Annotated in this window: 17 protein-coding genes; 7 read left to right on the top strand and 10 right to left on the bottom strand. The window is 41.5% G+C overall.

What is annotated here, in order from left to right:
• Window positions 1-23 precede the first annotated feature (23 nt).
• On the top strand, window positions 24-641 hold the full coding sequence (gene yihA, locus BW980_RS16775) for a ribosome biogenesis GTP-binding protein YihA/YsxC (protein ID WP_076456354.1): 618 nt from the start codon (window positions 24-26) through the stop codon (window positions 639-641).
• On the opposite strand, the gene BW980_RS16770 is transcribed toward yihA, so the two are convergent.
• Window positions 638-1,018, bottom strand: a complete 381-nt coding sequence (locus tag BW980_RS16770; RefSeq protein ID WP_076456353.1) for a GTPase — start codon at window positions 1,016-1,018, stop codon at window positions 638-640. The two genes, yihA and BW980_RS16770, sit on opposite strands and share 4 nt — an antisense overlap.
• 46 nt (window positions 1,019-1,064) lie before the next feature.
• Here BW980_RS16770 and bla point away from each other — a divergent pair, with 46 nt between their 5' ends.
• Both bla and BW980_RS16760 read left to right on the top strand, forming a co-directional pair.
• Window positions 1,065-1,808: a subclass B1 metallo-beta-lactamase gene (bla, locus tag BW980_RS16765; protein WP_076456352.1), complete on the top strand. Its 744-nt coding sequence runs from the start codon at window positions 1,065-1,067 to the stop codon at window positions 1,806-1,808.
• A 29-nt stretch (window positions 1,809-1,837) separates the two neighbouring features.
• Complete coding sequence (locus BW980_RS16760) at window positions 1,838-2,551, top strand: pirin family protein (RefSeq protein WP_076456351.1); 714 nt, start codon at window positions 1,838-1,840, stop codon at window positions 2,549-2,551.
• 9 nt (window positions 2,552-2,560) lie between these two features.
• Here BW980_RS16760 and gldC read toward each other — a convergent pair whose 3' ends face one another.
• Together gldC and gldB are read right to left on the bottom strand one after the other, a co-directional pair.
• Window positions 2,561-2,893, bottom strand: a complete 333-nt coding sequence (gene gldC / locus BW980_RS16755) for a gliding motility protein GldC (protein ID WP_013992185.1) — start codon at window positions 2,891-2,893, stop codon at window positions 2,561-2,563.
• 1 nt (window position 2,894) lies between these two features.
• Complete coding sequence (gene gldB / locus BW980_RS16750) at window positions 2,895-3,812, bottom strand: gliding motility lipoprotein GldB (protein WP_449489472.1); 918 nt, start codon at window positions 3,810-3,812, stop codon at window positions 2,895-2,897.
• Window positions 3,813-3,948: 136 nt separating this feature from the next.
• On the opposite strand from gldB, the gene nadE reads away from it, so the two are divergent.
• Both nadE and BW980_RS16740 read left to right on the top strand, forming a co-directional pair.
• On the top strand, window positions 3,949-4,737 hold the full coding sequence (gene nadE, locus BW980_RS16745) for an NAD(+) synthase (RefSeq protein ID WP_076456350.1): 789 nt from the start codon (window positions 3,949-3,951) through the stop codon (window positions 4,735-4,737).
• 171 nt (window positions 4,738-4,908) lie between these two features.
• Window positions 4,909-5,538, top strand: coding sequence for a response regulator (locus BW980_RS16740; protein ID WP_013992188.1), 630 nt, complete (start codon window positions 4,909-4,911; stop codon window positions 5,536-5,538).
• 84 nt (window positions 5,539-5,622) lie between these two features.
• Here the strand turns inward: BW980_RS16740 and dnaG are convergent, their stop codons facing one another.
• Entirely contained in the window at window positions 5,623-7,602 is a 1,980-nt protein-coding gene (gene dnaG / locus BW980_RS16735; protein ID WP_076456349.1) for a DNA primase, read from the bottom strand.
• Window positions 7,603-7,773: 171 nt separating this feature from the next.
• Here dnaG and BW980_RS16730 point away from each other — a divergent pair, with 171 nt between their 5' ends.
• The gene (locus BW980_RS16730) at window positions 7,774-8,199 is read left to right on the top strand and encodes a hypothetical protein (protein ID WP_076456348.1); all 426 of its coding nucleotides are present in this window, start codon (window positions 7,774-7,776) and stop codon (window positions 8,197-8,199) included.
• Window positions 8,200-8,266: 67 nt separating this feature from the next.
• Window positions 8,267-8,875, top strand: coding sequence for an SIMPL domain-containing protein (locus BW980_RS16725; protein ID WP_076456347.1), 609 nt, complete (start codon window positions 8,267-8,269; stop codon window positions 8,873-8,875).
• Between the two features lie 99 nt (window positions 8,876-8,974).
• On the opposite strand, the gene BW980_RS16720 is transcribed toward BW980_RS16725, so the two are convergent.
• The 6 genes from BW980_RS16720 to BW980_RS16695 form a co-directional block, all read right to left on the bottom strand.
• Window positions 8,975-9,952 carry a polyprenyl synthetase family protein gene (locus BW980_RS16720; protein ID WP_076456346.1) on the bottom strand — a complete coding sequence of 326 codons (978 nt, stop codon included), beginning with the start codon at window positions 9,950-9,952 and terminating at the stop codon, window positions 8,975-8,977.
• Between the two features lie 180 nt (window positions 9,953-10,132).
• Window positions 10,133-11,173, bottom strand: a complete 1,041-nt coding sequence (gene rlmN, locus BW980_RS16715; protein ID WP_076456345.1) for a dual-specificity RNA methyltransferase RlmN — start codon at window positions 11,171-11,173, stop codon at window positions 10,133-10,135.
• A gap of 85 nt (window positions 11,174-11,258) precedes the next feature.
• Entirely contained in the window at window positions 11,259-12,308 is a 1,050-nt protein-coding gene (gene queA, locus BW980_RS16710) for a tRNA preQ1(34) S-adenosylmethionine ribosyltransferase-isomerase QueA (RefSeq protein WP_076456344.1), read from the bottom strand.
• A 171-nt stretch (window positions 12,309-12,479) separates the two neighbouring features.
• Window positions 12,480-13,709 carry a 3-phosphoshikimate 1-carboxyvinyltransferase gene (locus tag BW980_RS16705; protein ID WP_076456343.1) on the bottom strand — a complete coding sequence of 410 codons (1,230 nt, stop codon included), beginning with the start codon at window positions 13,707-13,709 and terminating at the stop codon, window positions 12,480-12,482.
• A 102-nt stretch (window positions 13,710-13,811) separates the two neighbouring features.
• Window positions 13,812-14,138: a nucleotide pyrophosphohydrolase gene (locus BW980_RS16700; RefSeq protein WP_013992197.1), complete on the bottom strand. Its 327-nt coding sequence runs from the start codon at window positions 14,136-14,138 to the stop codon at window positions 13,812-13,814.
• The gene (locus tag BW980_RS16695) at window positions 14,104-16,164 is read right to left on the bottom strand and encodes a DUF3857 domain-containing protein (protein ID WP_076456342.1); all 2,061 of its coding nucleotides are present in this window, start codon (window positions 16,162-16,164) and stop codon (window positions 14,104-14,106) included. The genes BW980_RS16700 and BW980_RS16695 overlap by 35 nt, the downstream gene beginning before the upstream one ends.
• Window positions 16,165-16,175 lie beyond the last annotated feature (11 nt).

The raw sequence follows: 16,175 nt of genomic DNA, 5'->3' as shown, positions 1-16,175 counted from the left end.
TCTTCTCTTAAACAAGCTTAAAGGTGAATATTAAATCGGCAAATTTCGTAATCAGCAATACCGATGTGGCCAAGTGCCCCAACGAACCCTTGCCCGAGTACGCCTTTATCGGAAGATCAAACGTTGGCAAATCATCTTTGATCAACAGCCTTACCGAGCGAAAAAGCCTGGCCAAAACATCGGGCCGACCGGGCAAGACCCAATTGATCAACCACTTTAAGATCAACGGCAATTGGTTTTTGGTCGATTTACCCGGTTATGGCTACGCCCGAGTATCAAAAAAAAGCAAGAAAACTTTTCAAAAATATATTACCGACTACTTTATAAAACGCGAGCAGCTGGTCTGCGCCTTTGTTCTGGTCGATATTCGCCACGAGCCGCAAAAAATAGACATGGAATTCATGGAATGGCTGGGCGAGAACAACATTCCGTTTTGTATTATCTTTACCAAAGCCGACAAACTAAAGGCCAAGGCCATAGAAGAAAACGTAAACAATTATATCTCGGAATTACTGAACGGGGTATGGGAAGAAGCCCCCTCCTATTTTATCACTTCCTCGTCAAAGGGCTATGGCCGCGATGACGTACTCAATTTTATAGACAACATCAATGCCGACTTTTTTAAGGCTACAAAAGCTTAAGCCCTGATCCTTTTTTCGATAAGTCGTATTAACGATCGTGCATCTTCAATGGTATTCATTTCCTCCGTAGAAACAAATACCTGAAGCTCTCCATTGCTCTGTGCCAATATAATCGGAAAGCTAAACTTATTGCCAAACTTGGAAGCGTATTGCTTCTTGTATTCATCTTTGTGCAAAAACTCCATTTCCAAATCGGTTTCCTCCCGAAATCGCTTCCAAATTTTATTCTCGGTAAATACCCCAAAAGTAATATCGCATAAATTGCAATTATAGGTACTGGGGTTTAAAATTTTGTGGGCACTATCTAACAATGCGTTTTTCAAACCAGAATCGGCGTTGTAGATAAAAACGAGTTTTTCAATATCGGAATCTTTCATAATGCAATGTAAAACTATATATTTATGTACCTAAAAGAACAAAGCCATGCCCCACAAATCGACCGTAGTACTTTTGTTCTTGATAACAGCTTTCTTTTCCTGTAAGTCACAACAACACGCCTTAACTTACAGTAGCGAGGACTTAAAAATCATCCCACTTTCCAAAAACAGCTTTATCCATATCTCTTACCTATCGACCGAAGACTTCGGAAAAGTAGCCTGTAACGGACTTATCTACATAAACCATGGCCAGGCCGTTGTTTTCGATACACCCACCGACAACGAAACTTCCGAAGAACTCATCCGCTGGATAACCGAAACCAAAAAACAACAGATCAAGGCCGTGGTCATCAACCACTTTCACGACGACTGCCTTGGCGGGATCGAGGCCTTTCACGAACTGAACATTCCCTCCTATGCAAGCAACACAACCATAGAACTCGCAAAAAAGGAAGGAAACCCAGTTCCACAAATTGGTTTTGACACCACCAACGAACTCACCATTGGGAAGCAAAAAATAGTTAACCGTCATTTTGGCGAGGCCCACACCAAAGACAACATTGTAAGTTATATCCCTAGCGAACACCTCCTTTTCGGGGGATGCGCCCTCAAATCGCTCAATGCCACCAAAGGATACCTAGGTGATGCGAACACCAACGAATGGAGCACTACCATCAAAAAGATAAAAGCAAGCTACCCCGACCTTAAAACGGCCATTCCCGGGCACGGGGAATACGGAAGCATCGAATTACTGGATTATACCATTTCCCTTTTTAGTACGGCACAATAACCCAATACAATATTCAAAAGCCTAACACTATGCGCACCACAATACACAAAGCAGATACGAGAGGCCACGCCAACCACGGCTGGCTAAACAGCTACCACACCTTCAGCTTCGCCAACTACCATGACCTCGAGCGCATGAATTTTGGTGTATTGAGAGTGCTCAACGACGACCAAGTAGCCGCCGGAATGGGTTTTAACACCCACACCCACAAGAATATGGAAATCATCTCCATTCCCCTAGAGGGCGACTTGGAACACAAAGACGATATGGGCAACACCACAACCATACGTCAAGGCGACATACAGGCCATGAGTGCCGGAACAGGAATACAACATAGTGAAAAGAACAAAAGTCGCGACCGGCAGGTAAAATTCCTGCAAATATGGGTACTCCCCAACAAGGTCAACGTGAGTCCGCGTTACGACCAAATCAGCCTAAAGCCCGACAGCCTTAAGAACAATCTACAACAGATAGTTTCGCCCCATGCCGATGACGACGGCATTTGGATCTATCAAAATGCATGGTTTCACCTAGGCGATTTTGACAAAGGCCAAAAGACCACCTACGAACTTAAAGACCCTTCAAACGGCGTCTATATTTTTCTTTTGGAAGGAAAATGTACAGCCAACGGTATTGCCTTGGACAAAAGGGACGGATTGGGAATAGAGGAAGTCGAACGTATAGACCTCTCCTATCTTGAAAATTCAAAAATCCTTTTAATGGAAGTCCCAATGGCCAATTAGGCAAGCCCCTTATTTCAAGTCCAATTTTTCCGCAAAATAATCACAAAAATCCTTCATCGTTGCGGTCATTTTCTCGTCTTGGGTAGCTTTCATAAAGGTATCGGACAAAGAAACCAAAGTCTGATGGAAGAATATTTTCATTTCATCAACGGGCATATCTTTTGTCCATAAGTCTATCTTGAGCGATTCTTTCGACTTACTGTCCCAAACCGATAAAAGCATGGCTTTGGCCTCTTCGTTGTCTATTCCCCCGTCTTGAGCCGACCATGTAAGTTCTTCGGGTACGCGGTTTTCGTCTAAACCAACTTTCAACGTTATTTCTGAAGTGTGCAACTTTGCCATATTATTTCTTCGGTTTGTAATTTGATTTTTTAAATATTTCCTCTGCCGGCAAATTGAGCATTTGCTGCAAGCTTAACTCGTTCCTATCCATAAACGCCCTTACGATCTGCCAACCTATAAACCGGCCAATACGTCCCGGCGACTCATTATCGAGCTCCAGTCCGAACTTCGAAAAAGGAGCCAGGTCAAGAAAGCGCGGCCCTAACTTATTATCGGTACTATATAAATATTCCCTTTCGATAAAATTCCGCCATATCGGCTCTTCATTGGCTATGGCCCAGGCCAATTGTTCTTCGGAATAATTGATCCGCTGGGCTTCCGTTACCAAGGGCAACAATCTATCCTTAAGGTAGAGTTCTTTGCCGTAGTAGATCATTTGCGCCAAAAAGCTTCGGTCATTTGGGGCGGGCACCACTTTTTTGGCAAAGGCACTGGCCACATCAACCGTTAAATAGCGTTTGTCTAGATCTGCCCTGATGTACTTTTGAATATCGACGTAAAACCTATGGTCGGGACCCAAGTAGTTATCAAGGCCTATAAGCAATAGTGTATCGGTCAAAATAACACGGTTACTATAATCGACATCGGAAGTAACCGTTACGACCTTTGGCGCATCGAATTGTGGGAAATAATATTTGATATGCTTGAACAAAAGCTCGAGCGACTGCTCCTCTTCCGAAAAATCGGAAAAGGCCTTTTCCACCTCGTCTAAAAGCTCCACCTGAATCGTATCCTGCATTTTGGCTACCCAAACGCTATCTGAATACTGTTTCGGGAACAGATAGGGGTACTTTTTCTTCAATACCGGCAAATCTTCGGGTCGGGCCGCTGCAAATTCCTTATCGAACCTATCGATTTGCACATCTAATTTTATCTTCTTGACATCTTCAGACAGCTTTACACTTTCTTTACACCCGATAAATGAGGTAGAAATTATAAAAATGACAAAAAACGTCGCCAGTTTAGAAAGTAATTTCCGATTGATTTCAATATTTAACCTCAAGACATTAATTTTAGGGCACAAAGTTAGTCGATTCCGACAAAATGAACATCCTATGCAGACAGAAAAGGTAATAGATTATATTGTTGACTGGTTAAAAGAATATGCCGTAAACGCAAAAATGAAAGGATTTGTCATCGGCATTTCAGGAGGAATCGACTCTGCGGTAACTTCTACGCTCTGTGCCAAAACAGGCCTTGAGCTTTTATGTCTCGAAATGCCGATACATCAGGCCGAAAATCAGGTTACCAGGGCTTCCCGACATATTGAGTGGCTACAGCACAACTTTAAAAATGTAAAACGGCAGGCCGTAAACCTAACACCGGTATTTGACAGCCTTGTTGCCGCACTCCCACCCGTTGAAAACGAAGAGGAGCGTTTTATGGCCTTGGCCAACACCAGGGCACGTTTGCGCATGAGCTCACTTTATTATTTTGCGGCCCTTGATGGCTACTTAGTTGCCGGAACGGGAAACAAGGTAGAAGATTTCGGTGTAGGATTTTACACCAAGTACGGAGACGGTGGTGTCGACCTTAGCCCGATTGCCGACCTATTAAAGACCCAAGTATACGAAATAGCCCGTGTTCTAGGGGTTAACGACGATATTCAAAAAGCGGCGCCAACAGACGGCCTGTGGGGCGATGACCGTACCGACGAAGATCAGATAGGCGCAAGCTATCCTGAACTGGAATGGGCGATGAAAATGAAGGAAGAAGGTAAGAGCGCCGATGATTTTACTGGTCGTGACAAGGAAGTCTTTCTAATCTATACGAAGTTTAATTCCGCTAACCGCCACAAGATGATTCCGATACCCGTATGCGAAATACCACACAGCTTAATATAGCAACTTGACCTAAAAGGCGGTAGTCTAATCGAATAAATTCATAAAAAGCCCGTTTTTTATGAAAAAAATAGCAAATTTGTTTAAAGAATTAGATTTTTAAGCCTTACATTGCATGTCAGTATTTTTAGACGGGCTAACAAGCGTTTATTGATCTAGATTAAAACTATCAACATGATAAAAGTATTAATTGCGGACAACCATCCCATTATTAGAATGGGTGTGACTAATGTTCTTGAATCTGCAAATGGGTTTGAAATGGTAGGTGCAGTATCAACGACTTCGGAACTTTTCAAAAAATTGGAAAGTACAAGTCCCGATGTCGTAATGCTGGAAATGGACATTCCTGAAATCAATGGAATAGCCACGCTAAGAAAAATCAAAAAAGAACACCCTAACGTAAAAGTATTAATGTACAGCGGTCAATCAGAAGACGTGTATGCATTAAGTACAATTCGTGCCGGTGCCTTTGGATATCTTTCGAAAGCTTCTGACATCGATTACATTATCACTGCAGTAAAAAAAGTAAGCGAAGGTAACATGTTCATCACGAACGAACTCGCCCAACGATTGGCTTTCGATGAAGGTACACAAAAACCAAGAAGGTTCTTTAGAAAACTTTCTACACGTGAGGTGGAAGTACTGAAATTACTAGCTAGCGGGAAGCGAAACAAAGATGTTGCCATCGGTTTGAACTTAAACGAAAAAACGGTCAGCACCTATAAGGCGCGTTTGATGAAAAAATTAAACGTAGACAATATGGTGGATCTTTTGCAACAGGCAAAAGCGTTAGAATTGTACTAACAAGACCCTTCGTAAGACGTACAGACCCTGATGATTTCATTAGGGTTTTTTTATGCCCCAATATTTTGTTTTCACCTTAACCGATCAAGAAAGCACCCGGTTCAGCTTCTTGTTCAACAATTTATTGAGCTGGAGGTAGTTCATAATCTCCTCTAGGGTTTCCCTATGGTCTTGTTGACTTTCCTTCGTATGCTCTTGCAGGGATATCATACGCTTTTTTATAAGAAAACAACGCAAGGTCAAAATGGTCTCACTTACCAACTGGGCCACCCCCTTTTTCTTCTCTTTCGGATAAATATCCTTTCTTTCCCAACTGTGAAGCACATACTTTTCCTCTTCCATCAATATAGAGGAAATTTCCGATACTAACGACTGATCCAAGCCACTTAAAAAAGTATTTATCGTAAAGTTGGTATCTTGATTCAATGCTTCAATGAGTTTATAATAAATATTTCGAAACTGCTCGTTCGCCAATTCGATTTCATCATCTTGCAGGTCCAAATAAATTTTTTCGTATACCTTGGCCTCTATCGACTCTGGCTCAAGTATCAGATCACCCTTCTCGTTTTCTTTGAGCACCAAATCTTCAAACTCTTGTTTTTCTTCCCCATAAAGCAACAACAGTTCAATAATCTTACGCTCGAGCAAATATTGCACATCGACCTTCTCTTGGGGCGCTTCGTTCTTTACAACATCGAACGCCGTCTGCGGTGGTTGTTGTTTTTTTGCGGTATCGGAGGCTACCTTCTTACCCATTTGGGCCAAAGTACTGAACAGCACCCCTTCGGATACCTTCATGATGTTGGCACATTCCTGAACGTATATCTCACGCTTGATCGCATCGGGTATTTTAGAGATACTCTGTACGATATCACGAACCGTATCGGCCCGCTTTATGGGATCGTTGGCAGCTTCTTGGGCCAGTAGGCCGGCCTTGAACTGTATAAAGTCTTGCGATTTTTCCTCGAGATAACGCTGTACATCTTCAAGGGCGTTATTCTTGGCAAAACTATCTGGATCTTCCCCTTCCGGAAAAGTACAGACCTTGACGTTCATGCCCTGTTCCAAAATTAAGTCGATACCGCGCAAAGACGCACGTAAGCCGGCAGCATCGCCATCAAAAAGAACCGTAATGTTCTTCGTCAACCTATTGATCAGCCGTATCTGCTCAGGCGTTAGGGCCGTACCACTAGAAGATACCACGTTGTGAATTCCCCTTTGATAGAACTGTATCACATCGGTATACCCTTCTACCAAATAACAATTATCTTCTTTGGCTATAGACTGTTTGGCATAATAGATCCCGTAAAGCACCTTGCTCTTATGATAGATATCGCTTTCGGGGGAATTAAGGTATTTGGCGGCCTTTTTATCATTACCAAGAATACGCCCTCCAAATCCTAAGACCCTACCGCTCATGGAATGTATCGGAAACATTACCCGTCCTTTAAACCGATCAAAGGTTTTTGGGTTATTCGGGTTTTGACCCTCGTGTTTTACAATGGTAAGTCCTGTTTTTTCAAGGTAGTTCAGCTTGTAACCTTCCTCTAGGGCAGCCTTGGTAAAACCGTCCCACTGATCGAGGCAATAGCCAAGATTGAATTTTTTTATGGTGTCTTCGGCAAAGCCCCTTTCCTTAAAATAACTCAATCCAATGGCCTTGCCCAGCTCACTCTCCCATAACATTTGGGCGAAGTGCTTCTGTGCATATTCAGAAACCAGGTACATACTCTCACGCTCATCGGCCTCTTGCCGTTGCTCATCGGTACGTTCTGTCTCCTCTACCTCTATATTGTATTTTTTCGCCAAGTATTTTATGGCTTCCGGATAGGTAAAATGTTCGTGCTCCATTAAAAAAGCTACCACATTTCCACCCTTTCCGCTACTAAAATCCTTCCAGATCTGTTTTACGGGAGACACCATAAAACTAGGTGTCCGCTCGTCGGAAAAAGGGCTGAGCCCCTTAAAGTTAGAACCCGACTTTTTCAATTGCACAAAATCTCCGATAACCTCTTCTAAACGGGCGGTTTCGTATACTTGGTCAATTGTGGTTTTAGAAATCAATTTTGGTGATTTTTATATGAAAACGAATCTCACAAAGATAAAAAGAAAAGTACTCCCCCCTATTTTCAGGGATATCATTTTAGCTAGCAAAAGGGTATTTTACACTCAACCATTGTCTCAACTTTGCCCCATAGATTTTTAACCCTATTACAAACCTAAAAAAACAACATTATGATCTGGGGAATTACATTAATTTTATTGAGTATCGTAGCCGTACCATCATTACTGCTATCAAAAAAACCGAACGCCGAAGAACTCTTGGAAAAAATAGAGCCCTATCAAGGATGGATCGGTATTGTATTTTGCTTCTGGGGCGTGTGGGGCATTATTACCGCCATCTTAAACCTAGGATGGCTGACCTCCGCTCCCATCTGGTGGATTACCTTTCTAGCGGGAAACATTGTTTCGGCAGGACTTGGTTTTATGTTGGGCTCAGGACTCATTAACAAACTATTTCTATCAAACCAGCAAGATGCACGTGCGAAAGCCGAAGAGCTACGCCAAAAGATTGCACCGAAACAAGGCAAATTGGGGATATTGGGCATATTCATAGGCAGTTGGATGATCCTCGCCTCATTTTTATACTCCGTTGCATAAGTTTAAGACACCTCAAACGTTTATTCAAAAAATACATACTTTTTAACATTACCCAAAAGTCGATTCCATGAAAAAAGCAATAACAAGTTTAACCTTAATTTTTATCTCATTTATGACATTTGCACAAAACAGCCATCCGAACAGTATTAACGTCAACGGTACTTACGAATACAGTATAACACCGGAATACAGCTGTAGAATGGTCGTAAGCCTAAACAATGTGTATTACGATTCACAAACCATGAGCCTTGAAGAGGTAAAATCGGGATACTTTGAAAAACTGACAAAAGCCGGTATCAAAAAAGAGCAACTTAAAGAATCGGCCCTGTATTACGAGCTATTGGGCTATGAAAAAGAAGGTACCGTAATCGAGTTCAGGACCAAGTCCCTCGACGAAATGCAAAAATTCCTTCATGTAAAATCGATTGGCGTTACTCGTTCCGATACGAATTTTGAAGTAGAGCTAAGCGAAGACGAAATGGCCGATTATGCAAAACATGCCTATGAAGACGCCAAGAGCAAGGCTGCATCGATTGCCGAAAAAATAGGGCGAAAAATAGGCAAGGCCTTGTACATTAGCGATACCAACCCTAGCAAGATTTCAGAATCTTTGTATTACGGCCATACCGACGAGAAGAGGTTGTATGCGATCTCCGTATCGTTCGAACTCCTATAACACTTACACTAAAGACTATTGACAACTCCCCAGCTTATCCACTTAAGATAAGTTGCGGAGTTTTTTTATGGAAAGGCTTCCCGTAAAAGTTTGATCCACCTACTTTTTTCGGTCGACGACGTAGTTGACCATCAACTCAAGGGAATCCCTATAACTTGACGGCGGATAGCTAGCAAGAATTTTTAAGGCCTCTTCCTTAAAGAAAAGCATTCGTTGTACGGCGTAATCCAATCCCCCGTTATTTTTCACGAAGGCGATCACCTCCTTGACCCGTTTCTTATCCTTGTTGTGATTCTTTACGGAATTGATCAACCATTTTTTTTCGGCCTTGGAACAAGTGTTAAGCGTATGGATCAGCGGCAGGGTCATTTTTTGCTCCTTGATATCGATCCCTGTAGGCTTTCCTATCTTATCCTCCCCATAATCAAAAAGGTCGTCCTTTATTTGAAAGGCCATACCACAAAGCTCCCCAAACCTACGGAAGGTCTCTACATCAGGTGAATCCGGCTGTACCGAACAAGCCCCCAAACTACAACAGGCCGCAATCAGGGTTGCCGTTTTCTGTCGGATAATATTGTAATACACCTCTTCGGTAATATCTAGGCGACGCGCTTTTTCTATTTGCAATAGTTCTCCCTCGCTCATTTCACGTACCGCTACCGAAATAATTTTTAATAGATCAAAATCTTCGTTATCTATGGAGAGTAATAAGCCCTTTGACAGAAGATAGTCACCAACCAATACGGCAATCTTATTCTTCCATAGGGCGTTTATGGAGAAAAAACCCCTGCGCTTATTACTTTCATCAACCACGTCGTCGTGGACCAACGTGGCGGTATGTATCAATTCGATTACCGATGCCCCACGGTAGGTACGCTCGTTTACCACCCCATTATTGAGCATCTTGGCCGTAAGAAATACGAACATAGGCCGCATTTGCTTTCCCTTACGATTAACGATGTAATAGGTAATACGGTTCAGCAGCGCCACTTTAGAAGACATGGCCTCTCGGAACTTCGTCTCAAAAAGCTCCATCTCTTGGTTTACTGGCTCTTTTATTTGCGCTACTATTTTCAAAAAAAATCGGTTTAGCTGGTTACCTACTTAAGCGCATAAATTTAAGGAAAAAGAAATGAGTACATCGTATGCTTTGACCAGTAATCGCAAAAAGCATAAAAGATAGTCTGATTGTACGATTTACCCTATAAAAAATAGATGCTTTAAATACTCGTTCCAAATCTAAAATACGCGAATTTCCTATTGTTTATTGGCTAACTGACCACAGGCGGCATCGATATCCTTGCCCCGCGACCTTCTCACCGTAACTACAATACCCTTTCTTTCCAAGGTATTCACGTACATGTCTATGGCACCGTTCGCAGCCTGTTGAAATTCACCGTCATCTATGGGGTTATACTCAATAAGGTTCACCTTTGAAGGGGCAAACTTGCAGAAATCAACCAAGGCATCTACATCGGTCTGCGAATCGTTTATGCCCTGCCAAACGACATATTCATAGGTTATTCTACTTTTCGTCTTCGCATACCAATACTCCAAGGCCTCACGAAGGTCGGCCAGGGTAAAGGTAGCATTAAAGGGCATTATAGAGGTACGGATATCATCAATAGCGGAGTGCAAGGATACCGCCAATTTAAACTTCACCTCATCATCGGCCATTTTTCGTATCATCTTCGGTACACCTGAGGTGGAAACCGTAATGCGCTTTGGCGACATACCCAAACCTTCTGGGGAAGTGATTTTATCTATGGCCTTCAATACGTTGTTATAGTTCATGAGAGGCTCCCCCATACCCATAAAAACAATATTGCTCAAAGGTCTGTCAAAATACAGGCGACTCTCATTATCGATTGCCACCACCTGATCATAAATCTCATCAGGATTAAGGTTTCGCATACGCTTTAAACGTGCCGTAGCACAAAACCGGCAATCGAGACTACACCCTACTTGACTCGAAACACAGGCCGTAGTTCTGGTATTTGTGGGAATAAGCACCGATTCAACCACCAAATCATCGTGCAAACGAACGGCATTCTTGATCGTACCGTCATTGCTACGCTGCATTTGATCTACCTTTATATGGTTGATCACAAAATTGGCCTCGAGCATATCCCTGGTTTCCTTTGAGATATTGGTCATACCCTCAAAAGAGTGGGCCGCCTTTTGCCATAGCCATTCGTAGACCTGATTGCCCCGAAAAGCCTTATCCCCCTGGGAGACAAAGAAATCCCGCAATTGCTCTTTGGTCAATGCCCGTATGTCTTTTTTTTGTGCCTTCACGTTTTAGAAGCTAAAAACCCTTCTTTACTTAAAATACAAATAAAGAAGGGCTTGAAAATTTATGCTTTTGCCAGCTTGGCAAAAATTAGATTATTAGCATGGCATCTCCATATGAATAGAACTTATACTGCTCTAAAATGGCTTCCTTATATGCTTTTTTCATCAAATCATGACCGATAAAGGCAGACACCATCATCAACAAAGTTGATTTCGGTAGGTGAAAATTGGTCACCATACAGTTGGCAATACTGAAATCGTAAGGAGGGAAGATGAATTTATTCGTCCATCCATCAAAAGTATTCAGGGTATGCTCAGAAGAAACGGCACTTTCAAGTCCGCGCATAACGGTAGTACCTACGGCACAGATGCGTTTTTTCTTCAACTTGGCGTTGTTGACAATTTCCGTAGCCCTTTCATCGATAACCAGTTCTTCACTGTCCATTTTATGCTTGGACAAATCTTCTACCTCAACAGGGTTGAAGGTACCCAAACCTACATGTAAGGTCACCTCAGCAAAATCAACCCCTTTGATCTCAAGGCGTTTCAACAAATGTTTTGAAAAGTGAAGCCCAGCAGTTGGTGCCGCTACCGCTCCTTCATGCTTTGCATAAATGGTTTGGTAACGCTCCTCATCTTCTGGCTCTACGTCTCTTTTTATATATTTTGGCAATGGTGTTTGACCAAGCTCACGAAGTTTTCTTCTAAAATCGATATATGAACCATCGTAAAGAAAACGCAGGGTTCTTCCTCTTGAAGTGGTGTTATCTATCACTTCCGCTACCAAGGTTTCGTCTTCACCAAAATACAATTTGTTTCCGATACGTATTTTACGTGCGGGATCAACAAGAACATCCCAAAGGCGTTGTTCCTCATTTAATTCCCTCAATAAAAAAACTTCGATCCTAGCCCCGGTCTTTTCCTTATTACCGTATAAACGGGCAGGAAAAACCTTAGTATTGTTCAAAACCATTACATCGCCTTCATCAAAATAATTGATAAGGTCTTTGAACATTTTATGTTCTATTTTTCCGGTTTCACGGTGAATGACCATTAACTTGGACTCATCCCTATTCTCAGCTGGGTATTCGGCCAATAAATTATCAGGTAATTCAAAATGGAAGTGCGATAGTTTCATTTATGAAATTTAGTTAAGAGTTTTGCGGTTGCAAATATACGATGTGTGCATAGGGGTTGTCAAGTAAAACACCGATTATATTGATTCTTATTGCATTGCACGGCATCACCATCCGACACATTTCCTCCAAAAAACACAAAACATTTTTACAATACACTAAAGGACAGGTTTTTACACCTCATCAATCAAGAAAGTCAATTTTTCAAGATCTTTCCAAAAATCAGGGTATGATTTTGAAACTACCTCGGCGTCGTTCACATACAGCGGTATTTTCATGGCCAAGGGAGCAAAAGCCATGGCCATTCTATGGTCATTATATGTATCTATGGCCACTTCAGCCTTCATGGTTCCCGAGAGCCCCAGGGTCAAGTCCTTTTCCGTTACGGAAATATCGGCACCCAGTTTCGACAGTTCGGTATGCAAGGCTTCCAAGCGATCGGTCTCCTTGATCTTTAAGGTATGTAAGCCGGTCAAATGACAGCCCATTCCGAGTCCGAAACACGTAACGGCAATGGTTTGCGCTATATCGGGTGCGTTGCCCAAATCAAACTGTACCGTTTGTCCCTTTGGGACCCCAACTTTCCTTAAGACAAGGGTGTTCCCTTCAAAACGGGTTTCCACACCAAATTCGGTATACAATTCCTGAAGAACACTATCTCCCTGCAAACTATTATCTTTATAGGCGGACAAGCTGATTTCACTACCCATCTCGCTCAAGGCAACAATGCTATAATAGTAAGAGGCAGAGCTCCAATCGGATTCGACCACCAAATTAACAGGATCTACCTTTACTTTGGGCGACACTTTTATAGTATTGCCCTCGAAAGAGTTTTCTACCCCTATCTGAGACAAAAGGGCCAAGGTCATTTTTATATAGGGTACCGAAGTAATCTTACCGACCAACTCCAATTCGAGTCCGTTTTCAAGACTAGGCGCAATTAACAACAAGGAAGAAATATACTGGCTACTGATATTGGCAGGAAGGCTCACTTGACTTTTCTCCAGTTTCTTTCCCTTGATCAAGATCGGGGGGTAACCCTCGTTTTTCTCATATGAAATCTCCGCACCTAAATGCCGTAAGGCCTCAACAAGCACCTTGACCGGTCTTTCTGTCATACGTTTTGAGCCGGTGAGCGTAACCTGTTTGCCCTCTTGTGAGGCAAAAAATCCGGTAAGAAAACGCATAGCGGTACCCGCATGATGAATATCTACTACCCCATTACCTATTTTTAATCCCTTTTGCATTACCTCTGCATCATCTGAGTTCGAGAGATTGTCAATACTGATATTCGGGTACAAGGCCTGTAGCAACAAAGACCGATTCGACTCACTTTTTGAGCCTGTAATCTGTATATTATTACGCAATAATTGGTTTGACGGAGCAGATAGGTGTAGTTTCAAAAGTTGTTCTCTTTAATAGGTTCTTAAACCGGACAGATCACTTGGCGACCTATACGTTTGCCCTATGTTGATAGGGTATAATTTAAGTTGCCAAATATAATACTATTTGAGCTTTTCATTGTTGTGATGACGGTCATGATCTCGTTTTGTTTTCAAATCGAGTTTTTTATCAAAAGCCTTTTGAAGATCTACCCCGGTTTGATTGGCCAAACAGAGGGTCACAAAAAGAACGTCGGCCAATTCTTCACCAAGGTCTTTGTTCTTGTCCGACTCTTTTTCACTTTGTTCACCATACCTACGGGCAATAATACGGGCCACCTCGCCTACCTCCTCGGTAAGCTGTGCCATATTGGTCAATTCGTTAAAATAACGCACCCCGTGTTCTTTGATCCACTTATCTACTCTTTCCTGTGCTGTCTGAAGTTCCATTGGCAGTAATTTTGGATAAAACTACTTTTTCTGTTTGTTTTTCAACAACATTTTTAAAGAATTCTTTTAAAGAAGAATAGTGTTCAGCCCCTATAACCGCTTGATTTAATTTGAGATCTAACATGAGTTGCAACTGCCGGCCACTGCTCAAAATTTTATATTGAAAGGTTCCCATATTATCTATCATACCAATATTCATGTCTGCTGGTTTTGATATTACTTCATAATCATCTGGAATAGAAATAATCACTAAATATTTCTCTCTCTTGGGAAACATCAGGTCTATAGGGTATTTTCTCTCTTCCAGTTTAAAAGGATTTTCAGCCTCTACCAAGTGAAACAAGGGGGAAAAATAAATCTTATCCCCAACTACATCTGCCTGTTTATCCAAAACAAACTCATAGCTCTCTTGTACAGGCTTACCATTACCTTTCTTATTTTTAATTAGATAGTTTGAAATTTCAATACCGTTGTTTCGGTTTTCCAGTTTTTCCAGATAGTCGTCTTCGTTGCTATTGCCGAACTTATTCCTAAACAAATAAGCGTTATAGTAATGACCCGTACTCCTAAATTTACCTTTCACCTCGCCATTTTCATCTAGCTTAACGTTCATTTGCACGTTCTCTAGTGAAAGTTGACTAGGCAAAAGATTTATTGAAACCGAAGAGCCATCTTTTTCGATTTTCTTACCAAACCAATTCAACGCCCTCGTCGGCAATAAATTAGGACTGGAATATTTATTGGTGGCATCTAGCAATATCATTTCTCCATCAATTTCAACAGAAGCTATCACATAATTGAATCCTTCCATAGTCGGAAATAATGGAATACCATGCCCTCTTGTACTCACCAAAACAGGCTTGGCATTCAAGCCGGCCCCTTGCAGCATAGCCGTTAACATAAGATTGATATCGGCTATATTACCAGAACGTTCTTTATAGGCTCTTTTCACCCCCTTATCTACGGAGTAACCATAAATATTGTTCCAAGTCATGCGGTTTTGTACATGGAAGAATATAGCTGCCATCAAATCAATTGAAGATGATGTACTTTTCTTTAAGACTACCAGATCCTCATCAAAATATTTATTTGAGGTTAGTTGCCCGCCAAAATCACTACTCTTATATATATTTTTAACTACATCCCCCCAAGTAGTCGTGTAATTTTCCTGCATTTGCTCTGGAAACTTTATATACTGAAGCTCATATTTAACGACACTTCTATAATTATTCATATCGTTTACGAAAGGCTCTTCCTTTAAAGCCGGCACGTCGCTCATATTGTAATCCGTACTGTTTATCTTATAATCAATATTTTGATTTATGTATTTTGTAGTAGTCGGAGCAACCCCTCCTGGGGTAGATCTTATTGAACCCGTTAAATTAATACTGCCAGATTTTGAGCTGTACTTGGGAGCTACGGTTAAATACCCTTTGATAAAGGGTTTAAAATTGAAATATTCCGGTGTGGCAAAACTTATTTCTTGTCTTTTTATCGGAATATCATATTGTAATACGATTTCATCTACAGAATAGAAAAATGGAGACGTAATCTTATATTGATATTCGATAACAGAACCTTCCTTTATATTCGGAAGTGTGAATTTCCCTTCATTTCGATACTTACTTAGTTCAGTCGTAAACACGGCGGATTTTTCCATTTTACTTTTTTCAACCTTACCGTTCACCAAATTATAGGTATATGCCTTTAACCCAGAAATGGACTCCACATCACTATCGTCCTTATACAGCGTTTGTGAAATGGTGGCGTAATCAAATCCCGCCTTATTATATATTTTAATGCGTTCAAAGACATCGGTTATTACTTTAAATCCGATGCCTTTAGTATAATCGAACCTGATGTTCCTACTCCTGTACAAAACCGTGGCAGCAGCAGTGGAATCATTGGGATTAAAGGTTTCTTTTAACTCTTCCTCAGAAACTTTTCCGAATTTAAAATTTTGGGCATTTACCGAAAACACCACGGTCAAAAGCACCCACAAAAGAGTTGTTCTAGTCTGTATCATGTTATTGGTTT

Origin of the sequence: Zobellia uliginosa, from assembly GCF_900156625.1 — a bacterium.
GTDB classification, from domain to species: Bacteria; Bacteroidota; Bacteroidia; order Flavobacteriales; family Flavobacteriaceae; genus Zobellia; species Zobellia uliginosa.
The sequence above is the reverse complement of the archived record's forward strand: the minus strand, read 5'-3'. Positions and strand labels throughout refer to the sequence as shown.